13 protein-coding genes are annotated in these 15,986 nt (G+C 57.4%); 8 read left to right on the top strand and 5 right to left on the bottom strand.

Annotated elements, in window-relative coordinates:
- Positions 1-13 precede the first annotated feature (13 nt).
- From AUP74_RS14500 to AUP74_RS14470, 7 genes are all read left to right on the top strand, one after another.
- Positions 14-1,225 (top strand): MFS transporter, encoded by a 1,212-nt coding sequence (locus AUP74_RS14500; protein WP_069948173.1) that lies wholly within the window; start codon positions 14-16, stop codon positions 1,223-1,225.
- 63 nt (positions 1,226-1,288) lie between these two features.
- The gene (locus AUP74_RS14495; protein WP_069948172.1) at positions 1,289-2,065 is read left to right on the top strand and encodes a maleate cis-trans isomerase family protein; all 777 of its coding nucleotides are present in this window, start codon (positions 1,289-1,291) and stop codon (positions 2,063-2,065) included.
- Between the two features lie 229 nt (positions 2,066-2,294).
- Complete coding sequence (locus AUP74_RS14490) at positions 2,295-4,898, top strand: TonB-dependent receptor (RefSeq protein WP_069948171.1); 2,604 nt, start codon at positions 2,295-2,297, stop codon at positions 4,896-4,898.
- A 102-nt stretch (positions 4,899-5,000) separates the two neighbouring features.
- Positions 5,001-5,969, top strand: a complete 969-nt coding sequence (locus AUP74_RS14485; RefSeq protein ID WP_069948170.1) for a hypothetical protein — start codon at positions 5,001-5,003, stop codon at positions 5,967-5,969.
- Positions 5,970-6,017: 48 nt separating this feature from the next.
- A complete protein-coding gene (locus AUP74_RS14480; protein WP_069948169.1) occupies positions 6,018-7,217 on the top strand; it encodes a CaiB/BaiF CoA transferase family protein in 1,200 nt (399 codons plus the stop codon).
- A gap of 20 nt (positions 7,218-7,237) precedes the next feature.
- Positions 7,238-8,155, top strand: a complete 918-nt coding sequence (locus AUP74_RS14475) for a hydroxymethylglutaryl-CoA lyase (RefSeq protein ID WP_069948168.1) — start codon at positions 7,238-7,240, stop codon at positions 8,153-8,155.
- A gap of 65 nt (positions 8,156-8,220) precedes the next feature.
- Positions 8,221-8,667, top strand: coding sequence for a DUF2141 domain-containing protein (locus AUP74_RS14470; protein WP_226999811.1), 447 nt, complete (start codon positions 8,221-8,223; stop codon positions 8,665-8,667).
- Between the two features lie 10 nt (positions 8,668-8,677).
- Here the strand turns inward: AUP74_RS14470 and AUP74_RS14465 are convergent, their stop codons facing one another.
- The 5 genes from AUP74_RS14465 to AUP74_RS14445 form a co-directional block, all read right to left on the bottom strand.
- Positions 8,678-10,150 carry an aldehyde dehydrogenase family protein gene (locus AUP74_RS14465; RefSeq protein WP_069948166.1) on the bottom strand — a complete coding sequence of 491 codons (1,473 nt, stop codon included), beginning with the start codon at positions 10,148-10,150 and terminating at the stop codon, positions 8,678-8,680.
- 14 nt (positions 10,151-10,164) lie between these two features.
- Positions 10,165-11,031 (bottom strand): isocitrate lyase/PEP mutase family protein, encoded by an 867-nt coding sequence (locus AUP74_RS14460; protein WP_069948165.1) that lies wholly within the window; start codon positions 11,029-11,031, stop codon positions 10,165-10,167.
- A gap of 39 nt (positions 11,032-11,070) precedes the next feature.
- A complete protein-coding gene (locus AUP74_RS14455; protein WP_069948164.1) occupies positions 11,071-11,886 on the bottom strand; it encodes a hypothetical protein in 816 nt (271 codons plus the stop codon).
- Positions 11,887-11,898: 12 nt separating this feature from the next.
- Complete coding sequence (locus AUP74_RS14450; protein ID WP_069948163.1) at positions 11,899-13,230, bottom strand: MFS transporter; 1,332 nt, start codon at positions 13,228-13,230, stop codon at positions 11,899-11,901.
- Positions 13,231-13,299: 69 nt separating this feature from the next.
- Positions 13,300-14,097: an SDR family NAD(P)-dependent oxidoreductase gene (locus AUP74_RS14445; protein WP_069948162.1), complete on the bottom strand. Its 798-nt coding sequence runs from the start codon at positions 14,095-14,097 to the stop codon at positions 13,300-13,302.
- A 118-nt stretch (positions 14,098-14,215) separates the two neighbouring features.
- On the opposite strand from AUP74_RS14445, the gene AUP74_RS14440 reads away from it, so the two are divergent.
- Positions 14,216-15,913 carry a carbon-nitrogen hydrolase family protein gene (locus tag AUP74_RS14440; protein WP_069948161.1) on the top strand — a complete coding sequence of 566 codons (1,698 nt, stop codon included), beginning with the start codon at positions 14,216-14,218 and terminating at the stop codon, positions 15,911-15,913.
- Positions 15,914-15,986 lie beyond the last annotated feature (73 nt).

Raw genomic sequence — 15,986 nt, 5'->3', positions numbered from 1 at the left:
AGGCGAAGCGACCATGTATATTGCCGTGTTTATCGTCCTGCTGGATATGATTGGTTTTGCGATCATGCTGCCTATCCTCGCCTACTATGCGCTGCAGCTGGGGGCGACCCCGGGTATGGCGACTTTCTGCATGGCGTTGTATGTCGTCGGTATGTTTTTTGCGACCCCGATTTGGGGAAAGCTGAGTGATCGCTTTGGACGCAAGCCAATCCTGGTGCTGAGCCTGGCGGGGGCCATCTGCGGATATGTTCTGCTCGGTTTTGCTACCGAGGTATGGATGGTGGCGCTATCGCGCCTGTTCAGCGGGCTCATGGCCGGGAATCTCTCGGTGGCCCAGGCCTATGTGGCTGATGTCACCACCAATCAGGATCGTGCCAAGGCGATGGGCATGCTGGGTGCGGCTTTCGGTATCAGCTTTATCCTCGGGCCGGCTCTGGGCGGGTATCTCGCAGGTGACAGTTTTGCCGATGCCAACCTGCAGTTGCCGGCGATGGTGTCTGCGGGGCTGACTTTATCTGCTCTGATGGTGGTGGTTTTCTTTCTCAAGGAAAGTCTGCCGGATACGGCGAAATCAGGAGGGGCCTCACCGTCAGCGAGGCAGATGCTGACCTGGATCGCCGGCCGCCAGACGCTGTGTCTGTTGTTGGCGGCTGTGGCGGTCTACAACCTGGCTGCAGGATTTGTCGAGTCAGTGTTTCCGATCTGGGCGGACGCCACCAATATCGCCCATGGTCCCAAAGATCTGGTTCCGGTGCTGCTTGCCGCAGGGATTGCCATGGTGATTGTACAGGGCGGCTTGATTGGGCCACTTTCGAGAAGGTTTGGGGAACGGCGGCTGATGCGGGCCGGTGCAGTGATATTCGGTATCTCGGCCCTGCTGGTTTCGGTCGCCGGTTCTGCAGCCAGTGTGCCAGCGGTAGCCGGGGCTCTGATGGGCCAGGCAATTGGTGCCGCGCTGGTGCTGACATCCATGCAATCGCTGACTTCCAAGGAAGCAGAAGCCCATAGTCGCGGGGCCGTAATGGGAATCTATAACGCGCTCGGTACCCTGGGCAGGGCACTGGGTACCGGCCTGACGGGGTCCGTCTTTGCCGGTGTCGGCGTTCACGCTCCCTACTATGTTGGTGCCGGGTTGATGGCCCTCTTGCTGTTACTGGCACTCACCCTCCGTACGCCACAGCTCGTGGACCCGGTTGCCGCAGAAGTCGCCACCGGGAATTCTTGATAATTGTCATCCCGGCCATCGAGGGTGGCCGGTATAACTTCCTGAGTATTTCCGGGAGTTGCTATGGACAATTATCAGATCGCTCGACGCGCCCAGATCGGCGTCATCATTCCTTCCACCAACACCGGGGTCGAATACGACCTGCAGCAGATCAGGTTGGACGGTGTTACCTGGCACCCATCCCGATTCTGGATCGAGCTGCGCAACTGGTCCGATGAGGTTTCCCGCACCGGCGATGACGAAAATACGGTGTTTGAGCGTTTCCTTGACATCATGCGCGGGGAAATCCCGGTATCGATTCGCAATATCCTGTCCGCCAAGGTGTCCCACATCATGTTGGGGATGTCTGCCGAGACTTTCTGGGGCGGGCTGGAGGGCAATATCGCCTTCGAGCGGGAAATCCGTGACCAGATCGGGGAGCTTGGACTCACCACCGGTGCCGGGGCCACCAAAGACGCACTCAATTGTTTTGGAGCCAAGCGGATTTCGGTGATTACTCCCTATCCGCCGGTCGGTGATGACAACGTAAGGCGCTTCTTCTCCGATATCGGCTTTGAAGTGGTCAAGGTCAAGGGCATGAACAGGCCATCAGCCACGGCCATTGCCGAAACTTCCATTCAGGAGGTCATGCAGGCCATTCGGGAGGTCGATGGGGATGATGTCGATGCAATCATCCAGTGCGGCACCAACCTGTCAACGATGGATGTATTCCCGATACTGGAGCACTGGCTTCAGAAACCCTTGATCCCAATTAACGTTGCGACTGTATGGCACGCGCTGCGTGCCTGTGGCATCGAGGATCGGATTACGGGGAAGGGGCGCTTACTCGAAGAATTTTGATCAGTCTTCCCCTGGCTACTTATCCAGGTAAACTCAGGGTGTGCGGCAGTGTGTACGCCGGAGATGAAAGTTGGATTTCCTGACCAGAAAAAAGTTTTGAAAAGATATAAAAGTATAACATAATAACAATAGGTTTCGTCGGCAGGCGATTCCAAAGTGTGGCCGATATACAGCAGTAGGTTTATTTGCCAACGCAGAGCTGTAACTAAACAAGAATAATGGAGGGGCCATGTTTAACAGGAACCAACTCTCTCTCGCTATTGCCACCTGCATCGCGGTGCAGGGTGCAATGGCGCAAACAGAACATACTCGGGAAGTAAAAGCCGCACGCGGGGACGACTTTGCCATTGAGGAAGTGGTGGTAACCGCGCGGAAGCGGGAAGAATCTTTGCAAACGGTACCGGTAGCAGTGGACGTGCTCACCGGAGCGCAGATGCAGGAAAAAGGCATTTCTGCGCTGGAGGGGGTTGCCCGTTATACGGCTGGACTGGATTTCGAAACCGGACTGCTGCCCAACGACACCCGAATTTCCCTGCGCGGGCTGTCCAATTCCCGTGGTCGATCCAATGTGGCGTTGCTGGTGGATGGTGTGGATGTTTCCTCTGAATCCATGACCACTGGCGGCAGTGGCAATGGGCCCAACCTGGACCTGTTCGATCTGGAGCGGGTGGAGGTCGTCAAGGGGCCGCAAAGCGCGGTGTACGGCCGCTCTGCATTCTCCGGCGCAGTCAATTACATCACCAAGCGCCCGGGCGAGGCGCCGGAAGCCCGTTTTGCGGTGGATGCCACCGAGCACGGCTATGGCAAGATGCAGGCGAGCGGTAATCTGCCCATCGTGCCCGGTGTTCTGGCTGCGTCACTCAATGTGGCAAAAACCGAATTCGATGGCTACTACGACAACCCCAATACGGGGGGTAACCTCGGCACCGTAGAGTCTGATGGCATTGCCGCAGCGGTGAACTGGACCCCGGATGAGAAGTTCTCCACCTACTGGCGAGCAGAATACAGTGAGGCCAAGTATTCCCAGCGCCCCATCGTGCAGCGCCAGTCAGTCGTGCATACCGGTTCCTCTCCGTTTGATTTTGCGCTCCTTGGTTCCGTTGGCCCTTACGCGGAAATACGGCCGATTGCCGGCACCGGCACCACCGACGCCGACTGTGCCATGTCTTCCCCTTATGCCCATCTCGTTGGGGGCCCGGCTGCATGTGGCACGGTCATCGTGGGTGAACTGAGCAGTGCCTCAGAAAGCGAAATTGACTTGTCTCCCGATCCACTGACCGGTCGCGACTTTGCCGGTACCTCTGTACGCGGTGCGCGCTCCTCGCTGGAGCTGAAGCTGGAGATGGACAATTATGAGTTCCTGTCCCTCACCGGGGTCAACTACAACGATTCCCGCACACAGTCTGACTTTGACCGCACGAACTTTACGCTCCAGTCTCTGGGTCCCGGATCCGGCATGTTCATTCCGCCGGGCTTCCCCGGTGAGTACACCCAGTACGGGGTAAATGCGAATAGTGACACCACTTTCGAATCCGCGCAGTTCAGTCAGGAATTCCGGCTGACAGGTAGCGCAGGTAAACTCGACTGGCAAACCAGCGCGCTCTACTGGTCCGAAACCATGGATACGGTGATGAACCAGCAGTGGTGGCTGCGTGAGGGCGTGGACAAGACATTCTGGGATGCTTACCTGGATCAGTGGATGGGCGGCTTTGGACTGGTGGATCATCGCACGTCACCGGTGCCGCTTCCGATTCCCATGAAGCGCGATACCGATCACGTGTCTGTGGCTTTCTCGCTGAACTACAACCTCGCCGAGGACTGGCGTGTGACTGCGGAAGGCCGCTATCTCGAGGAAGATATCGACTACCGCAGTGTGCCGCTGAGCACACAGTTCAATGGCTTGATGGGCATTCCGGTTCTGGATCCGGTGACCTTCATGCCGGCCGATCCCGGTGAGCAGACCTATTCCCGCACTGACCGCGCGTTTGTTCCACGGGTGAGTTTGGACTGGCAGGCACTGGATAACCTGATGCTTTACACCTCCTACTCGGAAGGGTTCAAGCCCGGCGGAATGTCCACGGCAGACGGTGACGGCATTATCACCACCGGGGAGTACAAGCCCGAAGAGCTGTCCGTCTATGAGGCGGGTTTCAAGAGCAATGTGCTGGATAACCGACTGCAGGTCAATGGCGCCATTTACCTGTATGACTATACCAACCAGCAGATTTCTCACTTCGTATTCGACCCAAATACCGGCACCCAGAATGCTGTCGTAACCAATGCGGGTAAAAGTGAATTGCAGGGCCTCGAGCTGAGTGCCATTTATCGCCCGACGGTGAACTGGACCTTCCTCGCCAGCTATGTGCTGAGCGACACGGAAGTGAAAGATTACACCATTGCCGATGTGGGAAGGCCGGGTACGCTGGACAAACTGTGGACCGGCACCGCCGAAGGCGACTACTCCGGCATGCAGTTTCTGAATTCCGCCAAACACGCATCCATGTTGTCCATGCGGTATGACGGCGAGTTTGCCAATGGTGTCGGGTATTTCACCGAGCTGTTGGGTAACTATGAGTCCAAGCGCTATCTCGACCGTGGCAACAATGCCTGGTTACCGGAATACTGGCTGGTAGATTTCCAGGGTGGCCTTAGCTTCGATAGTCTCGATCTCGTGCTCTATGTCAATAATCTTCTGGATGACGACAAGGTTAAAGTCGGACTCAATAATGTGGATTACGGACATCTTCCGGGGGCAGCCTTTACGCCCCAGGGGATAGAGTTGCTATTGCCGGAACCGCGAACCACGGGTCTGCGTCTCAGCTACAACTTCTGATTCCGGGAAGTCCGCCCGCGACCTTGTGTCGCGGGCGGGTTGCCGGTAAAAGAGGTTGCCAAGAAAGAATAATAAATGCAGTGATAACAAGAGGTAACTGCAATGACCACCGCCGTACTTCAATCTAACTCCGCAACCAAATCCCGCTATCTCAGTGCGCCCTATCTGGGCCTACTCGCTCTCGCCTGGGTGGTACTGGAAAAGATGGTTGCGCATATCTACCTCGTGACACTGATCTATGCCGGCATTCCTTCGGTTATCGCCTACTCGGTTGCCTTTGTTATCGGCCTGTTCGGACTTGTCCTGGTTTGGAAAGGACTGGAACAGAACGAGGTGCGCGGCACCTGGATGGGCTTTGTCGGTGGATCTCTGATCTGGGTATTCTGGTTTGAAATGTACCTGCATTTTATCGGTACAGAGAATAACTTTGCCCTGGCAATGACAGAGTCCGGGCCCGCGTACCTGATGAAGGATGATCTCGCAGCACTGTTCTCAGGTGATACAAGTGTCCCGCGACCGTACTTCATGGGCGCACACCTTTTTCTTCAGAGCAGTACTCTGTTCTGCTTCATGCTGATGATTTACATGGGGCTCAGCAAGGACATTCGCTGCCGGCTGATTCTATGGGTACGCAAACTTTTTGGCCTGCGTCCGGGCAAGCCCACCTCCGGCTATAAGCCGCAGTATGCACGGGTGGCTGCTACTGAATTGTTCTTCGTCAACTGGTTCATGTACACATTAATGCTCGCGGTCAATGACGAACGGATTCTGGGCCTGCATCATCCGGTCAATTATGCGGCATTTGCCCTGGTGGCGGTCTGGTCCGCGATTATCATTACCAAGCAGATGAAACAAAAAGAGGCCGGTCTGGCGATTCGCTACGCGATTGCAGTAGGTGGTGTCTTCTGGTATCTGCCAGAGCAGGCCGTCTTGTGGGAGCTGTTCCGAGAGCCATGGGTTTACTACACCGATTTCCCGCTCACCACTGCAGGAATCTTGCTGGGTTACTTCGGCCTGATGTACCTGTTCTGGAAAGTTCCGGTCAATCCGCAAACTGGAAAGTCCATTTGAAAGCGATAGTGTCCTGAGAAAATTAGCAAGTACAGGGGTGTGTTTCCGATGAATAAGGCACTGAAGGGTATTCGTGTTCTCGATTTGACCCATATGCTCTCCGGACCATACGGCGCGATGATCCTTGCCGATCTCGGTGCAGACATGATCAAGGTAGAACCTCTGGCAGGGGAGGGTACCCGCAAACTTCTCGCCAATGACCCGGAAAACTCTATCGATGGTTTCGGCGCATACTACCTGACCCTGAATCGCAACAAGCGCAGTGTGGCGCTGAACCTGAAGAGTGAGCGTGGCCGTCAGGTTTTTTATGACCTGGTCAAAGAGGCGGACGTGGTCATCAGCAATTTTGGTCCCGGCGTGCCGGAGCGGCTGGGTATCGACTATGAGCGCCTGAGCGAAATCAACCCGCGCATCATTACCTGTTGTGTCTCTGGATTTGGCTCAGATGGTCCCGGAGCAAAACGCCCGGCGTTTGACCAGGTGGCCCAGGCCTACGGTGGTGGAATGTCCATTACCGGAGACGACCCGGCAAACCCTGTGCGTGCGGGCATTCCCATTGGCGATCTTGGAGGCGGCATGTTTGCGGTGATGGGGATTCTCGCTGCCATCGCAGAGCGCGCGACCAGTGACCGTGGCCAGCATGTCGATATTTCCATGGTGGACTGCCAGATTTCCATGCTGAACTACATGGCCACCATGCACTTCCTCAGTGGGAAGAACCCATACCCGATCGGTAATGCACATTTCGTGCATGTACCTTACAACAGCTATTCCACGGCCGATGGTTTCATTATTATCGCCGTGATCACGGACAACTTCTGGCAGAATCTGAAGGAAGTAGTGATGGTGCCGGAATTCGACGACCCGAAGTACGACGGGCAGCCCGGACGGTTTGCGGATAAGGCCTTTATCGATGGGCGACTCGCTGAAGTATTCGCCACTGACACCACCGATGCGTGGCTGGCAAAGCTGGAGAAGCAGCGTATCCCCTGTGCGCCGATCAATAACCTTGAACGCGCACTCAGCGATCCGCAAGTGCTGCACCGCAATATGGTGGTTGAACTCTCTCACCCCAATGGCAAGAAGACCAAAGCGCCCGGCAATCCGATCAAGCTCTCACGAACCCACGAAGACTCCTTCTCTCCGGCTCCCCATATCGGGGAACACACGGACCAAATCCTCGCTGAGTTGTGTGGTTATACGCAGGCCGATATCGATGCTCTGAAAGAGGACGGTGATGCAGGCTGATTTTTGGGGCGGAGCACAGGATGCGTGAAAAGATTTTACTCAATGATGTGGGTCCGCGAGACGGATTGCAGAATCAGCCGCGGGTATTGACCGTAGAGCAGCGGGTTCAGTTGATCCGGGCGTTGATCGCAGCGGGTGTCCGGTCGGTGGAGGCGGGGGCTTTTGTATCCCCCAAGGCCGTGCCGGCGATGGCCAATACCGATCAGGTTCTCGCCGGGTTGCCCAGGGATTCCGGGGTTGATTGCCAGGTATTGATTCCCAATCTTAAGGGCTACCAGCTGGCATGTAACGCAGGTGCCGATACAGTAGTGCTGGTTGTCTGTGCCAGTGAAACCATGAATCAGCGTAATGTGCGGATGTCCATTGAGACATCCCTGCAGCAGGCAGGGGAAATCTGCCGGGTGGCTCAAAAGGATGGCATCCGGGTGGTGGGTTGTATTGCGGTCGCGTGGCAGTGCCCGTTTGAGGGAAAGACTGACCCGGGCAAGGTGCTTGATCTCGCTGGCCAGCTCTTCGACCTCGGGGCAGCTGACGTGAATATCGCCGATACTATTGGCGCTGCCAACCCGCAGTCAGTTAACCGCCTGATGGGGGCACTCGCGCGGGAGTACGGTGCAGCACGGCTTGCGTGCCATTTCCATGATACCCGGGCACTGGCGCTGGCTAATCTCTATGCCGCACTGGAATCGGGCGTACGAAAATTTGATAGCGCCGTGGGTGGGATTGGCGGATGTCCTTTCGCGCCGGGCGCGACGGGTAATGCTGCCAGTGAAGATGTGGTGATGTTGCTGGAGCAAATGGGCTTTGATACCGGTATCGACCTGGAGGCCCTGATGGATGCAGGGACGTTGGTCGGTGGGATGCTGCATACTGTCACAGGGGGACGTGCGGATACCTGGCGCCGGTTGCAGCTCGAAAAAAGTGCGCCGCTCATCTGAAGTCTGCCTGGCGACGTAACTAAAAGATCACCGGCAGGCTGCCGGTGCCAATGGGGATCTCACCGATGACTAATCCATACGTTCGGCTGTTCCAAATCCTGCTATTTACACTCTTCAGTTGCACTGCTCTTGCGGATGAGAACTCCGCGACAGTAAAGCTCAGGGTTTCCAATATCCAGTCACAGGTCGGCAAGCTGTACGTCTCAGTCTACGACTCCAAAGACACTTTCCTTGGCGACACCAAGGTGATTGAACAGGTAGTCGGGCTTGAAGGGATGGAAGAGGGCACCTTGGCGATCGAGCTGAAGCTGCCCTACGGGTCCTACGCGATCAGTGTTCACCATGACAACAATGCCAACGGCAAGATGGACAGTAATTTTATCGGCATTCCCAAGGAGCCCGTGGGGCTCTCCAATGGTCATGTTCCGCGATTCGGGCCGCCTAAATTCTCCAAGGCCGTCATCGAGATTTCACAGCCGCTTCAAGAAGAGCAGATTGCCCTGGTGGATTGAGCTGGGCGCCTTAGCGCCCTCCCAGGGCATCCTGGGGTGATATGCCGATCACTCGGGCGCCGGTGAAGAACTCTATCGACTGAGCGTGGCCTTCTTCCCCCAGTCCTGACAGCCCCCAGGCGCCCCGCGGTGTGCCCTCGCCAATGCTGAGCAGGCTATAGCCGTTGATTTTGACTCCACCGGTACGCATTTTCCTGGCAAAGGCAAACGCCTTTGTCTCGTCACTGCTGTAGACATAGCCCGCCAGACCGAGGTCTGTGCCATTGGCGAGTGCCAGTGCTTCGTCATCGTTGCGGAAACTGTGCACAGCGGCTACCGGACCAAATATCTCCTCCCGCGTGTCTGCCGGGTCGCAACCATCGACCAGGGTCGGTGCGACAAAGTTACCGGCCAGGTCCGGCAGTGGGGTGGACGAGAGCAGATGCCCGCCACGGTTTTGCAGGCGCTCGAGATCCGACAGTACCTGATCGTAGTGACCGCGGTGCACCAGTGGCCCCATATCGCTTTCCTCGTCCAGCGAGTGGCCTAGGTGGATAGTGGACAGCAGGCTCAGCACCTTATCCAGCAGCACGTCTTTGACCGATTCCTGCACCAGCAAGCGTCCCAGAGCCCGGCACCACTGCCCATTGAGATTGGTGAGGCCGTACACAACTCCCGTGGCAGCCCGGTCCAGATCGGCGTCAGCAAAGACCACAAGCTGATTATTGCCGCCGAGCTCGAGTTGGGTGGGGATGAAGTCATCCGCACAGGCGCGTGCAATCGCACGTCCACCCGCAAGGCCTCCGGTGAAGGATACGGCCTTGATCCGTGGGTCCTCCACCATCTGTGCACCGATGGTACGGTCACCCAGAGTCAGCTGGAATACACCTTCGGGTATGCCGGCCCGTTGGGCTGCACGCGCCATCATGATAGCGGAGTGCGGGGTAAATTCTGATGGCTTGAGAATACACGGCGCCCCCGCCGCCAACGCGCTGGCTACTTTATGAGAGCCGATGGCAGTAGGGCCGTTCCACGGGGCAATCAGTAGTGCTGGCCCCCAGGGTCTGCGCAGGTAGTCAACTTCGCCACAGGGGCCAGGTACCTTTTTGTCCAGGTGTCCTTCCCGGAGATAGGCCGCGGCACCCCGAAAAACCAGCGGCAGAATGTTGGCCATTTTCCGGGTGGTACGGATGACGGCACCGGAGGTGATACTGTCGGCGGTGCTGATTGTTCGCGCGGTCTCCTCCCCGGCCAATTCTTCTGCGAGCTTGTCCAGCAGTTCGGCGCGCTCCGAGGCTGGTGTGTTCTCCCAGGTTCCGGCGCGGTGGACGCGATCTGCTGCCTGCAGGGCTGCCTGTACCTGTTCGTGGTTGCAGCTTCGGCGCTGCTGCAGCAGCGCTCCCGTATTGGCGTCGTGTAGGCTGTGACCGCGGTCAACAGCGGGTGTCGAAAACGTCCCGTCGATATAGTTTTTCAGTTCGGGTAGCTGATAATTACCGCTCATAAAGGCTTACCGTCTTACTCATACTCGTATTGTTTGCTCTTGGCCAGCAGCTCTTCGGCTCCGAGCAGCTCGTTGACTACAGAAAGATCGATCATCTGGTTGCGCAGATCTTCCAGGTGGCCATCGCGGCGTAACTGCGTCAGCATATTCTGCGCAGTCGGGATCAGCAGGTGGAGAAGCGAGGCGGGAAACAGGGCGATGCGGTAGTTCAGCGCTTCCAGTTCCCGGGCGGATTGAACCGGAGAGCGTCCGCCTTCAACCAGGTTGTGAATCAGGGGAATGCGGCTACCAAAGCGCTCGCCGATACACTGCATCTGTTCCAGGCTTGTTGGGGCTTCTACAAATATCGCGTCTGCACCGGCCTCGAGATAGCGCTCGGCCCGCTCCAGGGCGTCTTCGAAACCGTTCACCCCAAGGGCATCCGTGCGGGCAAAAATCAGTGTGTCTTCACTATGCCGCGCGTCCAGCGCCGCGTGAATCTTACCGACCATCTCTCCACTACTGATGACCTGCTTGCCGCGCATATGCCCACAGCGCTTTGGCATCAGTTGATCTTCCATCTGCAAAGCACTTGCGCCCGCACGCTCGAAGGTGTTCACGGTGCGTTGCACATTGAGGGCATTGCCGAAGCCAGTGTCTATGTCCACGATAAGGGGCAGGGGGGTCCGTTCGCGGATGACCGCGACTGTCTCGGCGACCTCCGCGGCACTGACAAGCCCCAGATCCGGGCGGCCAAAGCGTGCAAAAGAAAGGCAGGCGCCGGAGAGGAAAGCCGCCTCGAACCCCGCCAAATCAACCAGCCTGGCACTCAGGCCGTCATAGATGCCCGGTACTGAGAGTACCGCTTTTGTTGCCAGCATTTTCCGTAATGTCTCAGCCATGCCTGGCTCCTCTCAGTATGGGCAGTATGGGAATCCCGGTTACTGGGTGCGTTCCTCAGCGCAGAGAATGCGTACCAGGCGGTCCGCCAATGGCTTGCCTACCAAGCGTTCAGCAATGGGGTTGGCCGGATCCAGGTGCACGATATTGCGTCGAATCAGAGCGTCACGTTGCTTGAGCTGTGTGCGGATAACCGGGTTTTCCACTTTCTTGGCGGCGTGCACCAGCTTCAGCCAGTATTCCACATAGGCAAAAATCTTTGGCTCTACCTTCTCCCGATAAAAGTCCAGCGGTACCACTCCGGCAAGAGCCACTGGTGAAAGCGACGCGCGGATGAAGGGCATGGCGGCATTGAACGGCTTGATGCCGGCCTCGAACAGTTCGTCCTGCAGACTCATGTAGATGTCGTTCAGCGGCGAGAGGTATTCCTCTACGTGCTCCGGGTAGCTGAGTGGTTCGTAGCGCGGCATGGGATCCACGTAGAAGAACGCATTGGGTAGTGTGCCGAATGCCATACCCAGGTGGGGAACCTCCACGCTGTCATCCAGGTAGATGGTGAGGTGGATGTTGGTGAAGGTATTCTGGGGAATACCGATATTGGAATGGATAATCCAGTCTACCGGTGATGTGTCGCCAGTGAAGGTGCGCATCCGCCCCACATGTTCGCCCTTCAGGTCATCGAAACTGTGCAGGTCGGCACAACGCTTGTCTTCCTTCAGGGAAAGGCTGTTTTTGATCATTTCCCACACCTTGTCTCGGGTGGTCATGACCGCATCGAAAGTCTCGCTGGTATCGATATGTATTTCATCGGCGAGATGCGCGACAAACTCTTTACTCAGTTTTTGTGTAGTGTCCATATCAATAACTCGTTATTGGCTGGTTGCGATAGCGGACTCCGGGACCTGCCCTTTAGCCGCGGTTTGATTGGAAAGGTAATTACGAAGCCACAGGCTCCAGATGAAGACTGCAAAGTTGAGCGCACCGAACAGTACAAAAGGAGCGCTGGGCGATATCTTTGCGAACAAAACACCACCGCCCGACGTGCCGAGTAGAATGCCGAAGGCTCCAGCGACGCCGAAGAAACCAATGGTCGCCCCCCGGTAAGCCTCAGGTGCTTGCTGGCCTACCAGCGCCTGGCTGCTGACAAAGGCACTGATCTCGGCGATGCCCATGACAAACAGAAGGCCGATGACCCAGTCGGCTGTAGGGTCTGAGATCAGGAAAACAGCGCTGTAGATAACTGCCGCCAGCCCCGAAGCCAGCGCTACGGCGCTCACTCTCGAAATGCGGTCGGCAATTTTCCCCATGATGACTGCGCCGAGAAGCGCACCGGCCACGGTTGCGAGCACTCGCGGCACGGCTAGTTGAAACATCGCTTCACTGGCGGAAAGTCCCAGCTCGCGGGTACCGTATTGCACCAACCAAAGTGAAATGAATGCGCCGGTTACTGCCAGGTCGCCGCGGGAAATAAATGCTGCTCCATAGGAAAGGGCAGTCTGTGGGTCGCGCGCAGCTTTCAGGCCACCGATCAGGGTGCTGGTCAGGGATTCTCTCACCGTGGCGGCAGTCTGGAGGACCTTGGGAGCGAGGCCGGCGAGCGCGACTACGGCGGCAATCAGGCCCAGGGCGCCGCCGACGGCAAAGGTCCACTGCTGTGCCGCCAGTTCGTCGAATCCTCGGCCGCTAAATACTCTCGGCAGGCTGGCCAGTATGGGCGGTACAAAGGCACCGAGGGTAGCCGCCATCGCCTGCAGGCCATTGGCGCGACCGCGGGAGTCTTCAGCGGCGTAATCCGCGACGACGGTCACCATCATGCCAATCATGGCAGCACTGCCAACGGCAACCAGAAGTCGGAATGCGACCAGTTGCGGTATCGAGCTGGCGTGGGGGTAAAGGATAAACCCGAGGCCGGTGAGGGCCAGGCCAAAGACGTAGACCGGTCGACGGCCGATCCGGTCGGAAAGGGCACCGGCGGCGCCAAGGAGCAGGATGAAAACCAGCTCCTGCAAGGCACCGAGGTAACCGGTCAACATGGCCTGGGTATCTTCAGCTATGCCCATCACATGGAGTAGGCCTGGCTGTAGGACAGAAAGTGCGCCTGCATACCCGGATGAGATGAAAACGGCAAACAGGTAGGTGGCGAAATTGCTGCGTGAAATGCTCGGTGCCAGATGGACGCCCAGCCAGGTCTTTGGGGCCATGGTGCGTTGCCTCGCCGTTGAGGGATTGCTCCCGATTCTTCTTATGTCTTATTCAACTTTTATTCTTGTTCAGAGCCCGTGACGTGCAAACTGGTCTTCCCGCTTGCGCACCAGGCCAACCAGCATGCGAGCGGCAATCTTGCCGCCGCTGAGCCAGCGGATTTTTTCGCCGCTCTTGTTGCAGTCCAGTATCTTCTCGGCCAGGTAGGCGGAAACAGTTTCAACCTGGTCCACCAGGTTGTTCATGAACCTGCGCGAACTGGCGAATCTGTCCGGATTCTGCCTGGCCTCGCGGATGACAGCCTCTGTGATCACCATTCCGGGCCGAATTTTTCCAACCAGTATACCGGTGTCCTTCAGCTCTCTGGAGAGGGCATCGGTGAAATAATCGAGTCCGCGCTTGGTCGTGCCATAGACACCCATGCCCGGGAAGTACTCGCCATCGCTGCCGCCGCCCAGCATGTTGAATATCTTGCCCTCATCCTGCTTCCGCATACCCGCCGCTGCCACCCTGCAACCATTGATGGTGCCCAGGAGATTGGTGCCCACCATCGCTGCGATTTCCTGCTGGGGGATGTCCTGGATGGACCAGCCGGTACGGGCGAGACCGGCGTTATTGATCCAGATATCGACGGTCCCGAATGTCGCTTCGGCGAATTCCCATAGCGCTTCTACCTGTGAAAGCTCTGCGGTATCACATGCGAGGCCCCTGCATTGAGCAGTGGGGGCATGCAAACGGTCCAGAGCACTGCTAACTGTTTCTTCGCTGCGACCGCTGATGATGACGTTGTGCCCATTATCGAGGAACGCTCTGGCGAGGCCGAAGCCGATGCCCTTGGTACTACCGGTGATGACGATGTTGGCCATGCGGGAAGTCCCTGAAAGTCGCGGAATGAATGAGGTATACACGGGCAGTGTAATAAAGATATAACAATAGTACAATTGCCTGGGTTGGGATTTTTTCAAGAAAAGGGATGAGGGAAAGATGTCAAAGGTTGCTGCGCTGCAATTTGCCACTGGAACAGATATTGCCGAAAACCTGGCTACCTGTATCCGTATGATCGATGCCGCCGCCGCAGAGGGGGCGCGGCTGGCAGTTCTGCCCGAATTCTGTAATCACATATCCTGGTATCGCGATCGGGAAGAGGCCTGGGCCTGTGCGGTCGCTTTGCCTGGCCCATTTCTGGCGGCGATAGCCGAGCGGGCCCGCCACCATCAGTGCTACGTCCTGATTAACGTCTCTCTGCGCCGTCAGCGACCACAGATCACGGTGACTTCCCTGTTATATGGTCCGACTGGCGACCTGCTTGGTGAGGCGGACAAGCAGAGTCTTATGGGGCACGAAAACGATTTCTTCACGCCGGCGACTCGTGCGGCAGGGCTGGTCGAAACGGAGCTGGGCAGAATAGGTTTCATTGCCTGTCGGGACGGTATCAGCTTTGAGCCGTCCCGCCGTTTGGCACTCGCCGGTGCAGATATTTTGTGCAACTCCCTCAACTCCTTTGCTTTTGACGAAGCAAGCCTGCATGTGAGGGCAAGGGCTGCGGAAAACAGCCTTTTTATGGTTGCGGCCAATAAAGTGGGCCCCCTGGTGCCAGTTGGTGAGCTGACACAGGTCAGTAGTCTGACTTCGATTCCTGAGGCACTGCTTTACGGGGCAGGGGAAAGCCAGGTAGTCGGACCTGATGGGCGGCCTCTGGTGGTAGCAGATCGGGGCAGGGAGCAAGTGGTGGTGGCGGATATTCCCGATCGCGCGCAGCGTCTGGAGTTGTACATGGGAAATCTGGCGCGGCGCAGACCATCGCTCTATGGTCCCCTCGAGCTGGAAGCTGAGGACGTGCCCAGTGGCGCAGCCAGCTGTATCGAAGTCGCTCTGCTCAATCCACAGGGTGAGGGTGCCACGGCAGTTCATCGTGCCGAGGCATTGCTATCGGCGCTGCCGGATACCGTCCGCCTGGCCGTACTTCCGGCGTGTTTCCCGGTGCGGGACGCTGCGACAAACTGGGAGCGCACCGTGGAGCTGTGTCGTTTCGCTGAGGAGCGCCTGTCCCAGATCAGCGCGCGCAGGGGCCTGCAGATCTGTATGAGTGTGATTGAGGGCGAGCCGGGAGAGTGGCGTCACCTGGGGTTGTTACTGGATCAGGGCCGTCGCCGACTCGAACAGGCGGAACTTCATCGCAGTGCGCTCGGCCTGGCGCCATCCGGGCATGACCTGCATGTACTCGATCTACCTTGGGGGCGTGTTGCCATTCTGGCGGGGGATGACTGTCTGTACCCGGAGCTCGCACGCATTGCGGCTATCAAAGGCGCCCACTGTCTGTTGGTGCCCCGCAATGGAGAGCGGGTGGCAAAAGTGCACAAGAGCAAAGATATGTCCTTGCTACTGTCGGCGCGGGCAGCGGAAAACCGAGTTTGCCTGGCAGCCTGTAGTCGCAGTGGAGGTGGTCTGCTGGCTACGTTGGAGCGTGAATTCACCTTGATGCAGCCGTGGCAGGAGCGACACTTCGACGGCAACATCAACATGCCCCTGAATACCATGCAGAAAGGCGAGGTGACCATTGCCTTCCTGCACCCCGTTGCCGCGGAGAACAAGATGATTTCTGCCAACACTCATTTGCTCCACAGTCGTCCGCATCAGTCTACTCGCAGCTTGTTGACGGTTGCCGGGGAGCCAGCGCTTTGATTGCTCCGCAGGAATCCCGGCTATTGGCCGGGGGAGAATACGAGTACCTTTGTGATGGGCACTTGGTCCCCGT

It is taken from the genome of Microbulbifer aggregans (assembly GCF_001750105.1).
GTDB classification, from domain to species: domain Bacteria; phylum Pseudomonadota; class Gammaproteobacteria; order Pseudomonadales; family Cellvibrionaceae; genus Microbulbifer; species Microbulbifer aggregans.
This window is presented reverse-complemented; position numbering and strand designations above follow the sequence as displayed.